This is a genomic window from Streptomyces sp. GMY02, from assembly GCF_019056675.1.
GTDB classification, from domain to species: domain Bacteria; phylum Actinomycetota; class Actinomycetes; order Streptomycetales; family Streptomycetaceae; genus Streptomyces; species Streptomyces odonnellii.
Genome location: NZ_CP077658.1, coordinates 1,607,316 through 1,625,820, shown reverse-complemented (window position 1 = coordinate 1,625,820; position 18,505 = coordinate 1,607,316). Strand labels below are relative to the sequence as shown.

General features: G+C 70.1%; 19 protein-coding genes. 17 read left to right on the top strand and 2 right to left on the bottom strand.

The features are described from left to right. Positions 1-54: 54 nt before the first annotated feature. The 7 genes from KQY30_RS06800 to KQY30_RS06770 all read left to right on the top strand — a co-directional run bounded on the left by KQY30_RS06800 (position 55) and on the right by KQY30_RS06770 (position 7,713). On the top strand, positions 55-885 hold the full coding sequence (locus tag KQY30_RS06800; RefSeq protein ID WP_302185303.1) for a GntR family transcriptional regulator: 831 nt from the start codon (positions 55-57) through the stop codon (positions 883-885). 217 nt (positions 886-1,102) lie between these two features. After that, positions 1,103-2,131, top strand: a complete 1,029-nt coding sequence (locus tag KQY30_RS06795) for a sugar ABC transporter substrate-binding protein (RefSeq protein WP_254406986.1) — start codon at positions 1,103-1,105, stop codon at positions 2,129-2,131. After that, a complete protein-coding gene (locus KQY30_RS06790) occupies positions 2,128-3,201 on the top strand; it encodes an ABC transporter permease (protein ID WP_217306055.1) in 1,074 nt (357 codons plus the stop codon). The genes KQY30_RS06795 and KQY30_RS06790 overlap by 4 nt, the downstream gene beginning before the upstream one ends. Beyond that, positions 3,198-4,010 carry an ATP-binding cassette domain-containing protein gene (locus tag KQY30_RS06785; protein WP_254406985.1) on the top strand — a complete coding sequence of 271 codons (813 nt, stop codon included), beginning with the start codon at positions 3,198-3,200 and terminating at the stop codon, positions 4,008-4,010. Before KQY30_RS06790 ends, KQY30_RS06785 begins: the two co-directional genes overlap by 4 nt. Positions 4,011-4,333: 323 nt before the next feature. Then, a complete protein-coding gene (locus KQY30_RS06780) occupies positions 4,334-5,494 on the top strand; it encodes an ROK family glucokinase (RefSeq protein WP_217306053.1) in 1,161 nt (386 codons plus the stop codon). After that, positions 5,491-6,069: a hypothetical protein gene (locus tag KQY30_RS06775; protein ID WP_217306051.1), complete on the top strand. Its 579-nt coding sequence runs from the start codon at positions 5,491-5,493 to the stop codon at positions 6,067-6,069. Before KQY30_RS06780 ends, KQY30_RS06775 begins: the two co-directional genes overlap by 4 nt. Positions 6,070-6,231: 162 nt before the next feature. After that, positions 6,232-7,713 (top strand): multicopper oxidase family protein, encoded by a 1,482-nt coding sequence (locus tag KQY30_RS06770; protein WP_217306049.1) that lies wholly within the window; start codon positions 6,232-6,234, stop codon positions 7,711-7,713. Between the two features lie 58 nt (positions 7,714-7,771). Here the strand turns inward: KQY30_RS06770 and KQY30_RS06765 are convergent, their stop codons facing one another. Next, entirely contained in the window at positions 7,772-8,440 is a 669-nt protein-coding gene (locus tag KQY30_RS06765; RefSeq protein ID WP_217306048.1) for a winged helix-turn-helix transcriptional regulator, read from the bottom strand. A gap of 70 nt (positions 8,441-8,510) precedes the next feature. Here KQY30_RS06765 and KQY30_RS06760 point away from each other — a divergent pair, with 70 nt between their 5' ends. Both KQY30_RS06760 and KQY30_RS06755 read left to right on the top strand, forming a co-directional pair. Then, a complete protein-coding gene (locus KQY30_RS06760; protein ID WP_254406984.1) occupies positions 8,511-10,088 on the top strand; it encodes a DHA2 family efflux MFS transporter permease subunit in 1,578 nt (525 codons plus the stop codon). A gap of 45 nt (positions 10,089-10,133) precedes the next feature. Then, a complete protein-coding gene (locus tag KQY30_RS06755; protein WP_217306047.1) occupies positions 10,134-10,889 on the top strand; it encodes a hypothetical protein in 756 nt (251 codons plus the stop codon). A gap of 29 nt (positions 10,890-10,918) precedes the next feature. On the opposite strand, the gene KQY30_RS06750 is transcribed toward KQY30_RS06755, so the two are convergent. Next, positions 10,919-11,755, bottom strand: coding sequence for an undecaprenyl-diphosphate phosphatase (locus tag KQY30_RS06750; protein ID WP_217306046.1), 837 nt, complete (start codon positions 11,753-11,755; stop codon positions 10,919-10,921). A 236-nt stretch (positions 11,756-11,991) separates the two neighbouring features. Between KQY30_RS06750 and KQY30_RS06745 the strand changes: the two genes are divergently transcribed. From KQY30_RS06745 to KQY30_RS06710, 8 genes are all read left to right on the top strand, one after another. Then, complete coding sequence (locus KQY30_RS06745; RefSeq protein WP_217306044.1) at positions 11,992-12,378, top strand: BlaI/MecI/CopY family transcriptional regulator; 387 nt, start codon at positions 11,992-11,994, stop codon at positions 12,376-12,378. Between the two features lie 16 nt (positions 12,379-12,394). Beyond that, positions 12,395-13,327, top strand: coding sequence for a M56 family metallopeptidase (locus KQY30_RS06740; RefSeq protein WP_217306043.1), 933 nt, complete (start codon positions 12,395-12,397; stop codon positions 13,325-13,327). A 155-nt stretch (positions 13,328-13,482) separates the two neighbouring features. Then, complete coding sequence (gene pcaC, locus KQY30_RS06735) at positions 13,483-14,775, top strand: 4-carboxymuconolactone decarboxylase (RefSeq protein WP_217306042.1); 1,293 nt, start codon at positions 13,483-13,485, stop codon at positions 14,773-14,775. A 60-nt stretch (positions 14,776-14,835) separates the two neighbouring features. Then, positions 14,836-15,468, top strand: a complete 633-nt coding sequence (locus KQY30_RS06730) for an MBL fold metallo-hydrolase (RefSeq protein WP_217306040.1) — start codon at positions 14,836-14,838, stop codon at positions 15,466-15,468. A 100-nt stretch (positions 15,469-15,568) separates the two neighbouring features. Next, on the top strand, positions 15,569-16,348 hold the full coding sequence (locus tag KQY30_RS06725; RefSeq protein ID WP_217306039.1) for an exodeoxyribonuclease III: 780 nt from the start codon (positions 15,569-15,571) through the stop codon (positions 16,346-16,348). A gap of 86 nt (positions 16,349-16,434) precedes the next feature. Then, on the top strand, positions 16,435-16,875 hold the full coding sequence (locus tag KQY30_RS06720) for a DUF6278 family protein (RefSeq protein ID WP_046502235.1): 441 nt from the start codon (positions 16,435-16,437) through the stop codon (positions 16,873-16,875). Positions 16,876-16,883: 8 nt separating this feature from the next. Continuing rightward, entirely contained in the window at positions 16,884-17,831 is a 948-nt protein-coding gene (locus tag KQY30_RS06715) for a glutamate ABC transporter substrate-binding protein (RefSeq protein ID WP_217306038.1), read from the top strand. A gap of 11 nt (positions 17,832-17,842) precedes the next feature. Continuing rightward, positions 17,843-18,487, top strand: a complete 645-nt coding sequence (locus tag KQY30_RS06710) for an amino acid ABC transporter permease (RefSeq protein ID WP_217306037.1) — start codon at positions 17,843-17,845, stop codon at positions 18,485-18,487. Positions 18,488-18,505: the final 18 nt, after the last annotated feature.

The window sequence follows — 18,505 nt, the reverse complement described above, 5'->3', positions numbered from 1 at the left end:
GACAATCGAACTTCCCGCCTTCCCGTCAAGAAACAGTGCGACTACGCTCGGCCCGTGCCCCATCAGCCGAGACCAGCCCAAGCCGGACAGGAGACGCCCGGACAGGAGGCGCCTGAACGGGAGACGCCCGAACAGCAGGCGCGTGACCTGCCGCTCCAGCTCAGCGTCGACCGCACCAGCCCCGTCCCGCTGTACTTCCAGCTCTCGCAGCAGTTGGAGGCGGCGATCGAGCGGGGCAGGCTGGCCCCCGGCAGTCTGCTCGGCAACGAGATCGAACTGGCCGGGCGGCTCGGGCTGTCCCGCCCCACCGTCCGCCAGGCCATCCAGTCCCTGGTCGACAAGGGGCTGCTGGTGCGCCGCAGGGGCGTGGGCACCCAGGTCGTGCACAGCCAGGTCAAGCGCCCGCTGGAGCTGAGCAGCCTGTACGACGACCTGGAGGCGGCGGGCCAGCGCCCGGCCACCCGGGTCCTGCGCAACACCGTCGAACCGGCCGCGGCGGAGGTCGCCGCCGCGCTGGGGGTCGCCGAGGGCACGGACGTACAGCTCATCGAGCGGCTCCGGTACGCGCACGACGAGCCGATGGCGTATCTGCGCAATCACCTTCCGGCCGGTCTCATCGAGTGCGACACCGTGCGTCTGGAGGCCACCGGTCTCTACCGGATGATGCGCTCCGCCGGGATCACCCTGCACAGCGCCCGGCAGTCGATCGGCGCGCGGGCCGCGACGGCCGAGGAGGGCGCGCTGCTGGCGGAGGCGGGCGGCGCACCGCTGCTCACCATGGAGCGGATCACGTTCGACGACACCGGGCGGGCCGTGGAGTTCGGCTCGCACATCTACCGGGCGTCGCGGTACGCCTTCGAATTCCAGCTCCTTGTGCGTCCGTAGTGCGCGGTGTGCGGGTAGGGCTTGACATATGTCTTCTTCGTAAGAATGTACGGACAAAGTATTGACGCCTTACACGAGCGCGGCTAGAACTCGGGAACATCCGGTGGGCCACCCGGTGACCACCCGGCGAACACGTATGGCCGATACTTGGGCGGCCGGGCCGGATCCGCAGAGGCCCCGGCCGTACCGACGAGTTCAGCAAGAAGGGCGCGGCGTCGTGGCAACGGTTCGGACAGGGGTACGGGTACGCGCGCTGAGCGCGGTACTGGCGGCGGTGCTCGGGGTCTCGGCCCTCGCCGGATGCAGCAGCACGGGCGGCAAGCGCGCCGAGGAGGAGCGGGCGCGGCAGGCGGCGAGCGCCCAGGGGCGGGCCGCCGTGAACACACCGAAGTGGACGGTGGCCATGGTCACCCACTCCGGCGACGGGGACACCTTCTGGGACATCGTCCAGAACGGCGCCAAGCAGGCGGCCGTGAAGGACAACATCGACTTCCTCTACGCGCACAGCGACGAGGGCCAGCAGCAGGCGCAGCTCGTGCAGTCGTACATCGACAAGAAGGTCGACGGGCTGATCGTCTCGCTCGCCAAGCCCGACGCGATGAAGGATGTCGTCACCAAGGCCGTCAAGGCCGGTATCCCGGTGATCACCGTGAACTCCGGGGCCGAGCAGTCGAAGTCGTTCGGCGCGCTGACCCACATAGGCCAGGACGAGTCGATAGCCGGCGAGGCCGTCGGCGACGAACTCGGCGCGCGCGGCCGGAAGAAGGCGCTCTGCGTCATCCATGAACAGGGCAATGTCGGCCTTGAACAGCGGTGCGCCGGAGCCGGGAAGAACTTCGGCGGACAGCTTGAGAACCTCTACGTCGACGGTACGAACATGCCGGACGTGCAGGCGTCCATCGAGGCCAAGCTCCAGAGCGACAAGGCCATCGACGCCGTCGTCACCCTCGGCGCGCCCTTCGCGGACGCCGCCGTCAAGGCGAAGCAGGGCGCGGGCAGCGACGCGGAGATCGACACCTTCGACCTGAACGCCAAGGTCGCCGCCGGGCTCACCGCCGGGACGCTCGGCTTCGCCGTCGACCAGCAGCCGTACCTCCAGGGGTACGAGGCCGTGGACCTGCTCTGGCTCTACCGCTACAACGCCGATGTGCTCGGCGGCGGGCGCCCGGTCCTCACCGGACCGCAGATCATCACCAAGAAGGACGCCGGGGCACTGGCCGCGTACACCGAGCGGGGGACCCGATGACGACGGCCGCGCCCCCGGTGCCTCCGCTGGACGACAAGCCCGACGGGCGGGGCGGGGACGAGCGGCTGCTCCGTGTCTCACCGCTGCGCGTGCTCCTCGGCCGCCCCGAACTCGGCGCGGTCGTCGGTGCCCTCGCCGTCTTCCTCTTCTTCTCGGTCGTCGCCGACTCCTTTCTCAGGGCGTCCAGCTTCGGCACGGTCCTGTACGCGGCCTCCACGATCGGGATCATGGCGGTGCCGGTGGCGCTGCTCATGATCGGCGGCGAGTTCGATCTGTCGGCCGGTGTGATGGTGACCAGCTCCGCGCTGGTCTCCTCGATGTTCAGCTACCAGATGACCGCGAACGTCTGGGTGGGCGTCGGGGTGTCCCTGCTGGTCACCCTGGCCCTCGGTGCCTTCAACGGCGTGATGCTGACCCGTACGAAACTGCCCAGCTTCATCATCACGCTGGGCACCTTCCTGATGCTCACCGGCCTCAATCTCGGGTTGACCAAGCTGATCAGCGGCACGGTCTCCACCAAGACCATCGCCGACATGGAGGGCTTCCCCTCCGCCAGGAAGCTCTTCGCCTCGCAGCTCACCCTCGGCGATGTCGAGCTGAAGGTCACCATCCTGTGGTGGGCCGCGCTGGTGGCGCTGGCCACCTGGATCCTGCTGCGGACCCGCTTCGGCAACTGGATCTTCGCGGTGGGCGGGAACGCGGACGCCGCCCGCGCGGTCGGTGTACCGGTCACCAGAACCAGGATCGGGCTGTACATGGGCGTGGCCTTCTGCGCCTGGGTCGCCGGACAGCATCTGCTGTTCTCGTTCGATGTCGTCCAGTCCGGCGAGGGCGTCGGGAACGAGCTGATCTACATCATCGCGGCCGTCATCGGCGGCTGTCTGATCACCGGCGGTTACGGTTCGGCGATCGGCTCCGCGGTCGGCGCGTTCATCTTCGGCATGACCAGCAAGGGCATCGTCTACGCGGAGTGGAACCCGGACTGGTTCAAGTTCTTCCTCGGAGCGATGCTCCTTCTGGCCACCCTGCTCAACGCATGGGTGCGCAAGCGTGCGGAGGCGACACGATGACGGCGGACGGCGGCGCCGCGGACGGCGCGCTGATCGAGCTGGACGGGGTCAGCAAGTACTACGGCAATGTCCGCGCCCTGGAAGGCGTCTCGCTGGAGGTGCGCGCGGGCGGGATCAGTTGCGTACTGGGCGACAACGGCGCGGGCAAGTCCACCCTGATCAAGATCATCGCCGGGCTGCACCGGCATGACGCGGGCGACTTCCTGATCGAGGGCGAGAAAACCGTGCTCACGTCGCCGCGCGAGGCCCTGGACCGGGGCATCGCCACGGTCTACCAGGACCTCGCGGTGGTGCCGCTGATGCCGGTCTGGCGGAACTTCTTCCTGGGCTCGGAGCCGACCAGGGGACGCGGGCCGCTCAAGCGGCTCGATGTCGGGCTGATGCGGGAGACGACCCGTACGGCGCTGCTGCGGATGGGCATCGACCTGCGCGATGTCGACCAGCCCATCGGCACCCTGTCCGGCGGCGAGCGCCAGTGTGTGGCCATCGCCCGCGCCGTCCACTTCGGCGCGAAGGTCCTGGTCCTGGACGAGCCCACCGCGGCGCTCGGGGTGAAGCAGTCCGGTGTGGTGCTCAAATATGTGGCCGCCGCACGGGACGCGGGACTCGGGGTCGTGCTCATCACACACAACCCGCATCACGCCTTTCTGGTCGGGGACCGGTTCGTCCTGCTCAAGCGCGGGACCATGTCGGGCAGCCACACCAGGGACTCGATCACTCTGGACGAGCTGACCCGCCAGATGGCGGGCGGCTCCGAACTGGAGGAGCTGAGCCACGAACTGGAGCGCGCCTCCACCGACACCGCTTGAGACCGCCCGGGGCGCGTCCGCGTCACCGTCGGCGCCCGTATCCGTAAGTCCGTAAAGTCCTGCCCGGGCCGCGACGCCCGGCACGCGACCCCGAAACCCCCGCGACGCCCCGGAGCGGCCCGCGGGGACCTTGACCCGGCCCCGACCGCCCCGGATGGCACAATCTGCCAGGGCGGACACCGTTCGCCGCCGCTGCCCATCCGGGCCGGCCGGCTCTTCATCCCAGGGACGACACGACCCGTGCGAGCACCCCAACCGCGGCCCGCCCGAAGCGACACACCCCAGGCCGGGCCTGAGCCGACCCGCACGAGGGAGTCCGGCCGATGAGCACCTACCGCGACCTCACCTCCCACCGCGGCTCCGCCCGCGCCACCGTCCTGCGGACCGCGGGCACCCGCGAGCGCCGCTCCCTGCTCACGGCGCCCCGGGTCCCGACCGTCGGCATCGACATCGGCGGTACGAAGGTGATGGCCGGGGTCGTCGACCCCGACGGCAACATCCTGGAGAAGCTCCGCACCGAGACCCCGGACAAGTCCAAGAGCCCCCGGGTCGTCGAGGACACCATCGTCGAGCTGGTCCTCGATCTCTCCGACCGCCACGATGTGCACGCCGTCGGCATCGGCGCGGCCGGCTGGGTCGACGCCGACCGCTCCAAGGTGCTGTTCGCGCCGCATCTCGCCTGGCGCGACGAACCCCTCAGGGACGCGCTCTCCGCCCGGCTCGCCGTTCCCGTGATGGTCGACAACGACGCCAACACCGCCGCCTGGGCGGAGTGGCGCTTCGGTGCGGGGCGCGGCGAGGACCATCTCGTCATGATCACGCTCGGCACCGGAATCGGCGGCGCCATCCTGGAGGACGGCCGGGTCAAGCGCGGCAAGTACGGGGTCGCCGGAGAGTTCGGCCATATGCAGGTCGTACCGGGCGGACACCGCTGCCCCTGCGGCAACCGCGGCTGCTGGGAGCAGTACAGCTCGGGCAACGCGCTCGTACGGGAGGCCAGGGAACTGGCCGCCGCCGACTCCCCGGTCGCGTACAACATCATCGACCGCGTCAAGGGCAGCGTCCACGACATCACAGGACCGCTGATCACCGAACTCGCCCGCGAGGGCGACGCCATGTGCGTCGAGCTGTTCCAGGACATCGGCCAATGGCTCGGTGTCGGCATCGCCAATCTCGCCGCCGCCCTCGACCCGTCCTGCTTCGTCATCGGCGGCGGAGTCAGCGCCGCCGACGATCTGCTGATCGGCCCCGCCCGGGACGCCTTCCGCCGCCATCTCACCGGCCGCGGCTACCGCCCCGAGGCCAGGATCACAAAGGCGCAGCTCGGCCCCGAGGCCGGCATGGTCGGAGCCGCCGACCTCTCCCGGCTGGTCGCCAGACGCTTCCGCCGCGCCAAGCGCCGCCGCGTCGAACGCCATGAGCGGTACGAGCGCTACGCCCAGGCCATCCGTACCTCCCGCACGACCCAGGAACCGCCGTCATGACGCTGTCCCGACCGCTGCCTGCCACGGACGAGGCCGGAAAACCGCCGGAGGACCGGCGGCACCGCAACCGCCGCCGCTGGCTGACCGCCATCGTCATCGTGCTGCTCATCGGCATCCCGGCCGGCTATCTGGTGATCTCCGCCGGACAGAGCCGGGAGAGCGGCCGGGACAAGGAGGCCGAGTCCTCCGCCACCGGACTCCAGCATGTCCGCCCCTCCAGGATGAAGCGCCGGATCTTCGAGGTGCCGATCCCCAGCGGAGCCACCCGGGTGCGCTACTACGAGACGAGCAACTGGAAGACCAGCAGGCTGTACGTACAGTTCGACGTCACCTCCACCCAGCTCGACACCTTCCTCACCGACATGGGCACCGACCGGTCCGCGCTGAAGGACGGCGACATCACCATCGGGCCGCGTGATCTCCGTACCGTCGGCTGGAACTTCGGGCTGCCGGGCCACGACTGGGCCGGCACCAGCCACCGCCAGAAGGCGCCGCGGCCCAGCCAGGACGTGGTGGTCGACCTCACGGAACCGGGCTTCCCCCGGGTGTTCGTCGTCTCCACCACCACCCCCTGACCGCAGCAGCCCCGGGCGTGCTGGCGTTCGGGTGGTCTCGATCCGCGGTACCGGGATCAGGGCGTCCTCCACGGGAATCATGCGGTGGATTTCCCAGGCGCGGAGTGATGCCGGTCCCTGGCATCGGCCGGGCGCGCTGTGGGACCGGGAAGGGAACGAGCCATGCCGATCGACCGTCGTGACGTCCTGAAGCTGGGGGGCTCGGTCCTGCTGGCCGGGGGTGGCGCCGGTCTGGTCTCGTCCTGCGGTTCAACGGAGCCGGCCGCGCGACCCGGTGCGTCGCGCAAGGCGGACTACACGGTGCGGATCGCGACCGGGCGGGTCGAGCTCGCGCCGGGCACGGTCGTCTCCACCACGACCTACAACGGACAGTTCCCCGGTCCGCTGCTGCGGCTCACCGAAGGCCGTCCGGTCGTGGTCGACATCCACAACGACACCGCCATTCCAGAGCTGTTGCACTGGCACGGCCAGGTGGTTCCGGCGGAGGTGGACGGGGCTTCGGAGGAGGGCACCCCGTTCATTCCCGCGCACGGCATGCGGCGCCAGTCCTTCACGCCCGGACCGTCCGGTTTCCGCTTCTACCACACCCATGTGGCGGCGCTCGGTGACCTGAACCGGAGCACGTACACCGGTCAGGTGGGTCCCCTCTACATCGAGCCGAAACTCGATCCGGGGTCCTACGACCAAGAGGTCTTCCTGACGCTGAAGGAGTTCGATCCCTCGCTCAGCCACGGCGGCGACATGGCCCAGGACTTTCTCGCGGGTGCCGAGGTGCCGGAGCTGAAACGCAGGGGTGAGAAGGCGATGGCCGACTCGCTGGCCCGGGGCATGCCGCACGGCTACGAGGTCGGCTACCGGGTCTTCAGTGTCAACGGCCGCAAACTGGGCCACGGCGAGCCGGTCAGGGTCAAGTCCGGGCAGCGTGTGCTCTTCCACGTCCTGAACGCCAGCGCCACCGAGATCCGCAGCCTCGCCCTGCCCGGCCACACCTTCAAGGTGGTCGCCCTCGACGGCAACCCCGTACCCCGCCCGGCGAACGTGCCCGTGCTGTGGATCGGCACCGCCGAACGCGTCTCGGCCCTGGTGGAGATGGACCACCCGGGCGTGTGGGTGCTGGGCGACCTGGACGACGACGACCGCAAGAACGGTATGGGCACCGTGGTCGAGTACGCCGGCCGCACCGGGTCCGCGCGATGGACCGCACCGCCGAAATCCACCTGGGACTACCGGACCTTCGCCCGCGCCGGTGCCACCGCTCAGCGGCCCGACCGCACCATGGACCTGCTGGTCGAGAAGCGCAACGCGGCCGACAAGGGATTCAACATCTGGACCCTCAACGGCGTGCCCTTCTCCATGGACACCAACAAGCCCGTGATCGAGGTGGAGCGGGGCAGGCGCTACCGGATGCGGTTCCGTAACGCCACCGACGACATCCACCCCCTCCATCTGCACCGCCACACCTTCGAGGTCACCCACATCGCCGGCACGCCCACCAATGGCCTGCGCAAGGACGTCGTCATGCTCGGCGGCTACCAGACCCTCGACTTCGACTTCACCGCGGACCAGCCGGGGCTGTCCCTGTTCCACTGCCATCAGCAGCTCCACATGGACTTCGGATTCATGCTCCTGCTGCACTGCGCCTGACCCGTCCCGCCCGCCGGGGCCGGTGAAACGGCTTGTGCCGACGGGTTGGCGCGGACGCTTATCCGGGGACCTCGTCGTGGGTGTGTGTTCGGTCCCGGGCGACCGGGCGGAGGCGGGTGAGCAGGTCCCGTCGGCCGGTGGTGGACAGACCGAGCTGACCGGCGCGTTCGAGATCGATCAGGCCGCTGAGCAGGCCGAGGACGGCACGGGGCGGTCCTTCCAGGACGAGGTCCGGGTCGGTGGCGCGGCCGAGCCGGGTGTGCACCTGGCCGTTTCGCAGCTCGACGACGGCCAACTCGTCGGACGCGATGAGCTGAATGACCGCGGGCGGGGCGTCCGGCTCGTCGTCGGTGGTGAACCATTCCGGGGCGTAGGCCAGCCACCGTGCCTGGAACGCGTCGTCCGGCCGTTCTTCGGCCATGAACCGAAGTCCCCACAAGCCGAGCGCCTTCAGGACCGGTTCCAGTTCCAGACCGGACTCGGTCAGCCGATAGAGGACGGTGGCGATCGGCGGCGGCGCGTCCTCACGGCTCAGCAGCCCAGCGGACTCAAGTTCCTTGAGGCGGGCCGACAGCAGATTCGCCGCGATACCCGGCAGCCCGTTCTTGAGGTCGGTGAACCGGCACGGGCCTTGCAACAGCAGCTCGCGGGCGATCAGCAGCGTCCAGCGGTCCCCCACCACGTCGAGGGCCCGGGCGATCGAGCAGTACTGGCCATAGCTCCGCATGCGCCCAGCGTACGGCAAGAGCTAAAGTGGTTGGTATAGAAAATCAACCAGCCAGGTGTAATCTTCCACCATGACTCGTACGTCATCGAAACCACTGATGCTCATTGCCCTCCTCACGGCGTCGTTCGTGATCAACCTCGACACCACGCTCGTCAACGTGGCGCTACCGACCCTGTCGCTTGAGCTGGACACCTCCACCGCCGAGCTCCAGTGGGTCGTGGACGCCTACAACCTTGTGTTCGCAGCCCTGTTGCTGACCTCGGGGAGCCTGTCCGACCGCTTCGGCCGCAAGGGCATGCTCATGGCCGGGCTGCTGGTGTTCGGCGTGGCCGGCTTCGTCGGCGGGTACGCGAACTCGCCTGGGGAGCTGATCGCGGCCCGGGCCGTGATGGGCCTGGGAGCCGCGATGACCTTCCCGGGCACACTCGCACTGCTCACCGGCGCCTTCACCAGCCGCAAGGAGCGGGCGCTGTCCATCGGTCTGTGGGGCGCCACGGCCGGTGTCGCCATCGCGCTGGGGCCGATCGTGGGCGGCTTCCTGCTCCAGCACTACAGTTGGGCGAGCACCTTCTACGTCCTCGGCCCGGTGTCCCTGGCCGTCATCGCGCTGGTGGCCCTGTTCGTACCCAAGGAGCGGAATCCCGCCCCGCACCGCCTGGACTACCTGGGCCTGGTGCTGTCCGGCGGATTCATGGGACTGCTCGTCTACACCATCATCGAGGCCCCGAACAACGGCTGGGCTTCCGCGACGTCGCTCGCCGGTTTCGTCGGCTCCGTGATCCTGCTGATCGCGTTCATCGTCAGCGAGCGCCGCGCCGACGAGCCGATGCTCGACGTGCGGCTCTTCAAGGACATGCGCTTCAGCGCCGCCAGCGCCGCGGTCACCATCGCGTTCTTCACTCTGCTCGGATTCATCTTCCTGATCACGCAGTACTTCCAGTTCATCCGCGGCTACAGCGCTCTCTCCACCGGTGTCCACCTGCTGCCGGTCGCGATCTCCGTCGCCGTGGGATCGACCCTCGGTACGCGGCTGGCGGTCCGCGTCGGCACCAAGGCGATCGTCACCGCCGGCTTGGCCCTCCAGGCGATCTTCTACTTCTGGGTCGCCGGCACCCTCAGCCCGACGCTCGGCTACGAAATCATCGCCGTCCAGATGGTTGTCTACGGCCTGGGCATGGGCCTGACCTCCGCGCCCGCGACCGAGTCCATCATGGGAGCGGTCGCAGCCGACAAGGCCGGCGTCGGGTCCGCCATCAATGACTCCACCCGACTGCTCGGCGGAACCCTCGGTGTCGCGGTCATCGGCAGTGTCTACGCCACGCTGTACGACTCACGGCTCACCAGCGCCCTGCCACCCCTGCCGTCCGCGTTGACCGACCTCGCCCATCAGTCCGTCGGAGCGGCGTTCGGTGTCTCCAGCCAGTTCGCCGCCGGCCGGCCCGCCATGGCCCAGGCCGTGCATCAGGCCGCGAGCGACGCCTTCCACGACGGACTCAGTCTGGGCTGCGTCGTAGCCGGACTCGTCGCGGTCGCCGGCGCGCTGCTCGCGGGCGCCTTCCTGCCCGCCCAGCCCCCGCAGCAGCCCGAACCGGACGACGCGGCCCACCTGGCCGACACCACCGGCCACCGAGAGGCCGCGGTCCGATGACTCGGGCAGAACCCATCAATCAGGTACGGAAACGAGGTGGTCGCGATGATTGACGTGCCCTTCTACGTCTGGGTACTCACTCTCGCCGGGACAGCCGGGTTGGTCGGGACGGCCGGCCTCGTGCTCTATCGAGGCGCCGAGCGAGCCGGTCTCGGCTGGCGCCGTGCGGTCGGGCTCGGTGTGGGCTCGGCAGTGCTGCTCGGTGGCTGGTTCACGGCCAGCGGGGTGATCGCCGCGAACGGCTGGTACCTCAACAGACCCGGGCGGCTTCCCGGGCTGCCGATCACCTTTGCCGCCGTGCTGGTCGTTCTGCTGGCCGCCACCCGAATTCCCGTGGTGGCTCGTGCTCTCGCCGCCCCCGGGATGCTCAGCCGCCTTGAACTGCCGCACACGTTCCGAGTGGTCGGGGTGGTATTCCTGATCATGATGGCCCTCGGCCATCTGCCCGCGCTGTTCGCCCTGCCTGCCGGACTGGGCGACATCGCGACCGGGCTCGCCGCGCCCTTCGTCGCCCGCCGTATCGCGAAGGGCACCGGCCGCCGTACCGCGGTGCGGTTCAATGTGCTGGGCATGATCGATCTCGTCGCGGCGCTGAGCCTGGCGATCCTCATCGGCAATCACGTCCTCGACGTGACACCGTCCACACAGGCGATCACCCAACTGCCGCTCGCCCTGATCCCCACGGCCGCCGTCCCGCTGCTGTTCACACTGCACATCACGTCCCTGTGGCGGCTGGCCGCCCTGGGCCGGACGCGGCACGTCACGACGAGCGGCGTCGGCGCTGGTCTCGGCTACCGCTGAAAGGAGTTCGACGCGGTGCGGCGCGGCTGTCAGGCGTGCAGAACACCGGTTCCCAGCAGGCCGAACAGGAGCACGCCGATGATGATCCGGTAGAGGACGAACGCGTTGAAGGAGTGTCTGGCGACGAACTTGAGCAGCCACGCGATCGACGCGTAGGCGACCGCGAAGGACACGGCGGTGCCGACGATGAGCGGGAGGGCGTCCACGCCGGTGCCGAGGGCGTCCTTCAGCTCGTACAGGCCGGCGCCGGTCAGTGCGGGGATGCCGAGGAAGAAGGACAGCCGGGTGGCGGCCACCCGTTCGAGGTCGAGGATGAGGCCGGTGGACATGGTGGCGCCCGAGCGGGAGAAGCCGGGGAAGAGCAGGGCGAGGATCTGTGAGGAGCCGACGAGCATGGCGTCCTTGACGGAGACGTCGTCCTCGCCGCGCTTGTGCCGGCCCATCTGGTCGGCCGCCCACATGAGGCCGCTCCCGACGATCAGCGATCCGGCCACCACCCACAGCGAGGCCAGCGGGCCCTCGATCAGCGGCTTGGCGGCGAGTCCGACGGCCACGATCGGGACGGTGGCGTAGATGACCCACCAGGCGAACTTGTAGTCGTGGTGGTACCGCTCCTCGCGGTTGGTCAGTCCCCGTCCCCAGGCCGTCACGATCCGCACGATGTCCTTGAAGAAGTACAGCAGTACGGCCGCGATCGCCCCGACCTGGATCACCGCGGTGAACGCGACCACGGCCTTGTCGTCCACCGGGATGCCCATCAGCCCTTCGGTGATTTTCAGATGGCCGGTGGACGAGACCGGCAGGAACTCCGTCACCCCCTCCACGACGCCCAGGACAACGGCCTCTCCCACACTGATCGCGCTCACGTGCTTTCACCTTCGGTCGGTTGGACGGCGCCGGCCCTCCGGCGGCGGCGGGCAGTGCGCGGACGTCCCCACTGCTGCCCTGCCGCCGCCGCGCCCACCGCGCATGAGGCATCCTGTCGGTACAGGTCGGCGCGGCGGCGAAGCCGGGAGTCGCGGAACACTGGATGACACAGTAACTTCTATTCGCGAATAGAAGTTACTGGCGACTGTAGACGACGCGTGGACGGAGGTCGACCATGGGCGCCCACGAACGGCTCCCCGGGTCCGGCGGCAGACGGCGGGCGAACGGCGCCCTGGAGGCCGAGATCCTGGCCCTGCTGCACGCCGCCGGCCAGGCGCTCACCCCCGGCGAGGTGGTCGAACGACTGGCCGCGCCCCTCGGCCACACCACGGTGGCCACCACCCTGGCCCGCCTCCACACCCGCGGAATACTGGAGCGCACCCCGCGGGGACGCGGCTACGCCTACACCCCCGTCACCGACGAGTCAGGGCTGACCGCCAGGCACATGCATCAGGTCATGGAAGGCGGAAGCGACCGCGCGTCGGTCCTGACCCGCTTCGTCGGCGAACTCTCCGACGACGACGAGGATCTGCTGCGCCGCCTGCTGGGCGCCGAGGAGTAGAGAGCCGCCGTCAGCCATGCATCTGGCCGTCTACCTGCCGCTGCTCTTCCCCGCCCTGGCGGGCCTGAGCGCCGGCCCGCTGGCCCGTCGGCTGGAGCCGCGCCTCGCGACCTGGCTGCTGACCGCCGCCGGTCTGGTCCTCGCCGCTTCCAGCACCGTGGTGCTGGGCCTGCTCGCGTTGGCCGGCCTGGTCCGTATCCCGCTCGTCGCCGCCCTCAAGGGCTATTCGCCAGAGGTGATCGACCGTCAGGACCCTGCCGCGTGGCCCGCCGCTCTCGCGGGCGCCGTCCTGCTCGCTCTCGCGGTCCTCGCCGCCGTCCGCATGGCCGCACGCCGGGCCGGAGCCCTGTGGTCCGCGGCCCTGGAGGCCGCCTGTCTGCCCGGCCCCGGCCGCGTTGTCGTCACCGACGACCCCGCTGCTGACGCCTACGCCATGCCGGGCCTGCCCGGCCGTATCGTCATCTCCCACGGCATGCTGGACGCGCTCGATGCCGCCGGACACGAAATCCTCCTCGTCCACGAACGCGCTCACCTCGACCACCACCACTACGCGTTCGTCTCCCTCGCGCAGCTCTCCGCCGCCGCCAACCCCCTGCTGCGGCCGCTGGCCGACACCGTTGCCTACACCGTCGAACGCTGGGCCGACGAGCACGCCGCGCACAGCACCGGCGACCGTCGCGCGGTCGCCGAGACCGTCGCGCGGGCCGCTGTCGCCGCCAAACGCAGCCGGGGCGGAGGACGCCTTCCCGCCGCCGCGCTCGGCGTGCTGGGCCGCCGTACCGCCCCGGGCTTCGTGCCGCGCCGCGTCGCCGCCCTCCTCGCGCCCCCGCCCCAGAGCCCGCCTCTGCTGCTTGTCGCCGCCGCGGCGCTGCTGGCGGCCAGCAGCCTGTGCGCCCTGGAAGCCGCCCACGACCTGCACCGGTTCCTGGAACTCGCACACGCCCGCTGAGGCCGACACGGATGCTCGCCCACTACGCGCCGCCGTCGTGGATCGCGCTGCCGACCGCTCTCGGCGGGGCCGCTTGTACGATGCACGCGCGAGTCGCCGTACCGGTATCCCGACCCCCTCCCGTGCGGAATTGTGAGATATGGGAGCGTGAGCGGGTGAGTGAGACGATGACCAAGACCCTGCAATACCGCATGGACGGCCCGGAGGACGCCCCCGTCCTGGTCCTCGGGCCTTCCCTCGGCACCACCTGGCATATGTGGGACCGGCAGGTGCCCGAGCTGGCCCGTCAGTGGCGGGTGATCCGTTACGACCTGCCGGGCCACGGCGGCGCGCCCGCGCACCCCGCCACCAGCATTCCCGAGCTGGCGGAACGGCTGCTGGCCACGCTCGACGGGCTCGGGGTGCAGCGCTTCGGATACGTCGGCTGCTCCATCGGCGGCGCCGTCGGAGCCGAGCTGGCGCTGCGCAGGCCCGACCGGATCGCCTCGCTCGCGGTGGTGGCCGCCTCGCCCCGCTTCGGCACGGCCGACGAGTTCCGCCAGCGCGGCGTGATCGTACGGGCCAACGGTCTCGACCCGATGGCACGTACCGCGCCCGAGCGCTGGTTCACCGGTCACTTCGCCGCCGCCCAGCCGGCCATCGTCGAATGGGCCGTCCAGATGGTCCGTACCACCGACCCCGGCTGCTACATAGCCGCCTGCGAGGCGCTCGCCGCTTTCGACATCCGCGCCGAGCTGGGCCGTATCGCCGTACCGACACTGGTCCTCGTCGGCGCGGAGGACAAGGTCACAGGACCGGCCGAGGCACGCACCCTGGTCGCGGGGATACCGGACGCCCGGCTCGCGCTGGTGCCCGGCGCCTCCCATCTCGCGCCCGTCGAGCAGCCCGCCGCCGTGACCGATCTGCTCGTCCACCACTTCTCCACCGCCTGGTACAACCCGTCCGACACCTCCACCGGTCTGACCGTGCTGCCCGACCGGATGGTCCAGCCCGCCGCCACCGCGCCGGCCGGGCCGGTCGCCGAGGCCGCCCCCGCCGAGCAGCCCCAGGCCGTCTCCGCCGCGCGGCCGGATCCGTACGAGGCGGGCATGCGGGTGCGCCGCCAGGTCCTCGGGGACGCCCATGTGGACCGGGCCATGGCCGGCGCGGACGACTTCGCCGGCGACTTCCAGGAGCTGATCACCCGCTATGCCTGGGGCGAGGTGTGGACCAGGGAGGGCCTGGACCGGCGCACCCGTAGCGCGGTCACCCTGACCGCGCTGGTCGCCGGCGGACACATGGAGGAGCTGGCCTTCCACACCCGGGCCGCCCTGCGCAACGGCCTCACCCCCGCCGAGATCAAGGAAGTACTGCTCCAGTCGGCCGTCTACTGCGGGGTTCCGGCCGCGAACACGGCGTTCCGGGTGGCGCGGACCGTGATCCAGGAGGAGACCAGACCCGAGGCGTAGGACGATGGCGTAAGGAGCCCAGAGACATCCACCCAGAGACCAGAGAAGAGGCGGTCACCGGTGAAGCTCATCAAGAAGAAGCACTCCTGCGTCCGGCTGGAGAAGGACGGCCACACCCTGGTCATCGACCCCGGCGTCTTCACCGAGGAGGACGCCGCCGTCGGCGCGGACGCCGTCCTCATCACCCATGAGCACCCCGACCACTTCGAGGAGGGCCGGCTGCGCGCGGCCCTGGAGGCCAATCCGGCGGCCGAGCTGTGGACGCTGCGCAGCGTCGCCGAGCGGGTCTCCGCCGCTTTCCCCGGCCGGGTGCACACCGTCGGCCACGGTGATCACTTCACGGCGGCCGGATTCGAGGTACGGGTGCACGGCGAGCTGCATGCCGTGATCCATCCGGAGATCCCGCGCATCACCAATGTCGGCTTCCTCGTGGACGGCTCGGTCTTCCACCCCGGCGACGCGCTCACCGTGCCCGACGAGCCGGTCGAGACGCTGATGCTCCCCGTCATGGCGCCCTGGAACAAGATCGCCGAGGTGATCGAGTACGTACGGGAGGTCAAACCGCTGCGTACGTACGACATCCATGACGCGCTGCTGACCGACCTGGCCCGGCCCATCTACGACACCCATCTCACCAATCTGAGCGGCGCCGACCACACCAGGCTCACACCGGGCGGCTCCGCCGAGATCTGACGGGACCTGGCGGGGATCCGGCCTTCGGCGTGGCGGGCCCCACGGGCTCCGCCGATCCGGCCGGACGCCGACTGTCCGACCCCGCCGATAGGCTGTCCGCATGCGCATCGCGACCTGGAATGTCAATTCGATCACCGCTCGGCTGCCCCGGCTGCTGGCCTGGCTGGAGAGCAGCGGCACGGATGTGCTGTGCGTCCAGGAGACCAAGTGCACCGCGGAGCAGTTCCCCGCCGACCCGCTGCGTGAGCTGGGATACGAGTCCGCGGTTCACGCGGACGGGCGGTGGAACGGAGTGGCGCTGATCTCCCGGGCCGGGCTGTCGGATGTCGTCAGGGGCCTGCCCGAGGGGCCCCAGTACGAGGGCGTGGAGGAGCCGCGCGCCATCTCCGCGACCTGCGGCCCGGTCCGCCTCTGGTCGGTCTATGTGCCCAACGGTCGCGAGGTCGGCCATGACCACTACGCGTACAAGCTGCGCTGGTTCGAGGCGCTGCGGAAGGCGGTCGCGGACGACACGGCGGGCGCGCGCCCGTTCGCGGTCCTCGGCGACTTCAATGTCGCGCCGGCCGACGACGACGTCTGGGACATCTCGCGCTTCGAGGGTGCCACCCATGTCACCCCGGCCGAGCGCGCCGCGCTGGCGGCCCTGCGCGAGGAGGGGCTCTCGGACGTGGTGCCCCGCCCGCTCAAGTACGACCACCCGTACACCTACTGGGACTACCGCGAGCTGGGCTTTCCCAAGAACAAGGGCATGCGCATCGACCTGGTCTACGGCAACGGGCCGTTCGCGGCGGCCGTCAAGGACAGCTATGTCGACCGGGAGGAGCGCAAGGGCAAGGGCGCCTCGGACCACGCCCCGGTCGTCGTCGACCTCGACATCTAGACAAGACACCCCCTGGCAGCCATCCAGGCGCTGCCTCCCCGCGTGCCCCATGGTGGACCGGCGGGGGGAGTGGCACTCTGAGCGGTATGAACATTCCTTTTCTGGACAACTGGCGCAAGCGGCACGGCGGTGATCGCGGCACCTCGCTCGCCGCCGCCGTCCGCGGTGAGCCGGAGGGGGTGGCCGAGCTGCTCTCCGAGTGCGAGCTGCTCCGTGTCCGGGCGGGGCGGGAGGGGCTCCAACTGGACGACTCCCCGGCCTCGTTGGAGGCGCTCGACCAGTTGCCGCCGCGCTGGCGCGACGACCCCGAGGAGCTGCCCTGGCTGGGCAATGACGCGGGGCTCTATCTCGGCACGGTGATCGTCCGTACCGTCCCCGGCGCGGTCTGGCACATCTGGCCGGGCGGCCACCCGGTGGTGCGGCTGGCGTCGGGGCGCGAGCTCCAGGTGGTCGAGGCCGGTCTCGACTGGGCGGTGAACGGCGCGCCCGAGCTGTCCCAGGTGTACGCGGAGGCGGCGGAGGCCTGACGCCGCAGATGGCCGTCGACACGCGCACGCGTACGCATACGAAACGAACCCTGACGGCACTGGCGCTCGCCCCGCTCGTGCTTCTGGCCGCCGCTTCCGGCGCCGGCTGCGGCAAGGCCGGCAGCCCGCCGGTCAAGGGGCCCGCCCCCGGCTCACTGCCCCGCTACCAGGTCGACCCCGCCTTCCGGCTCCCCGCCTCGCCCACCTGGTCCGCCGCGAAGCGGCGCGGGCATCTGGTCGTCGGCGCCAAGGAGGACCAGCCGTACGTGGGCGAGAAGGACCCCGCCACGGGTGTCTACTCCGGCTTCGACATCGAGATCGCGAAAATGACCGCGGCCTCCCTCGGCTTCGCCCCGGACGGGATCCGCTTCCGTACGATCGCCTCCGCGAACCGTGAAACGGCTCTGCAGAACGGGCAGATCGACTACTACGTCGGCACCTACACCATCAACGCCAACCGCAAGAAGCTCGTCGGCTTCGCCGGTCCCTACTATCTGGCCGGCCAGTCCCTCCTCGTACGGACCGGTGAACACGGCATCGGAGGCCCGCGCGACCTCGACGGCAAACGCGTCTGCTCGGCCCCGGGCTCCACCCCGTACCAGCGGATCAAGGACGACTACCCGCGTGCCGAACTCGTCTCGTACGACACGTACTCGGTCTGCGTGGACAATCTGCTGACCTTTCAGGTCGACGCCGTCACCACCGACGACACCATTCTGATGGGCTACGCCGCCAAGGTGCCCGACGCGCTGAAGGTGGTCGGCAGGCCCTTCTCGAAGGAGCCGTACGGCATCGGTGTCCCGCGCGGCGACACCGCCCTGCGGTTCGCGCTCGACGACGCCATCGCGGCGCGCGAGCAGAACGGCGACTGGCGCAGGGCGTACGACGCGACCCTCGGTCTGTCCGGCCGCGCGCCGGCGCCGCCCCCGCCCATCGACCGCTACCCGGCGAAGTGAGGCTGCCGAACATGGACGTACTCACCGAGAACTTCTCCCTCTACGGCGAGGGCTTCCTCGGCACGGTCGAGCTGACGGTCTACGCCTCGCTGCTCGCGCTGGCCCTCGGGTTCCTGATGGCCTCCTGCCGGGTGGCGCCCGTACGGTCGCTCCGGGCGGTCGGCACCGTATGGGTGACCGTGCTCCGCAACACCCCGCTGACCCTGCTCTTCTTCGCGGTCCTGCTGGGCCTGCCGCGCTTCGGGCTCGTACTGCCCTTCCAGCTCTTCGCGGTCCTCGCGCTCGGCTGCTACACCTCGGCGTTCATCTGCGAGGTGCTGCGCTCGGGCATCGGCACCGTGCCGAAGGGACAGGGCGAGGCGGCCCGCGGTCTCGGGATGACCTTCGGCCAGACCCTGGGCGCGGTGATCCTGCCGCAGGCGTTCCGTACGGTCATCCCGCCCATCGGCTCGACGCTGATCGCCCTCGCCAAGAACTCCGCGATCGCCGGGGCGTTCAGTGTCACGGAACTGCTCGGCACCTACAAAACCCTCAATGAGAGGGGCTTCAGCATCATCTGGACCTTCGTATGGATCGCGGCCGGCTATCTGGTCATCACGCTGGCCATCAGCGCGCTGTTCAATGTGCTGGAGAAGCGCTGGGGACTGGTCCGGTGAGCCCCGTGGGTACGGTGC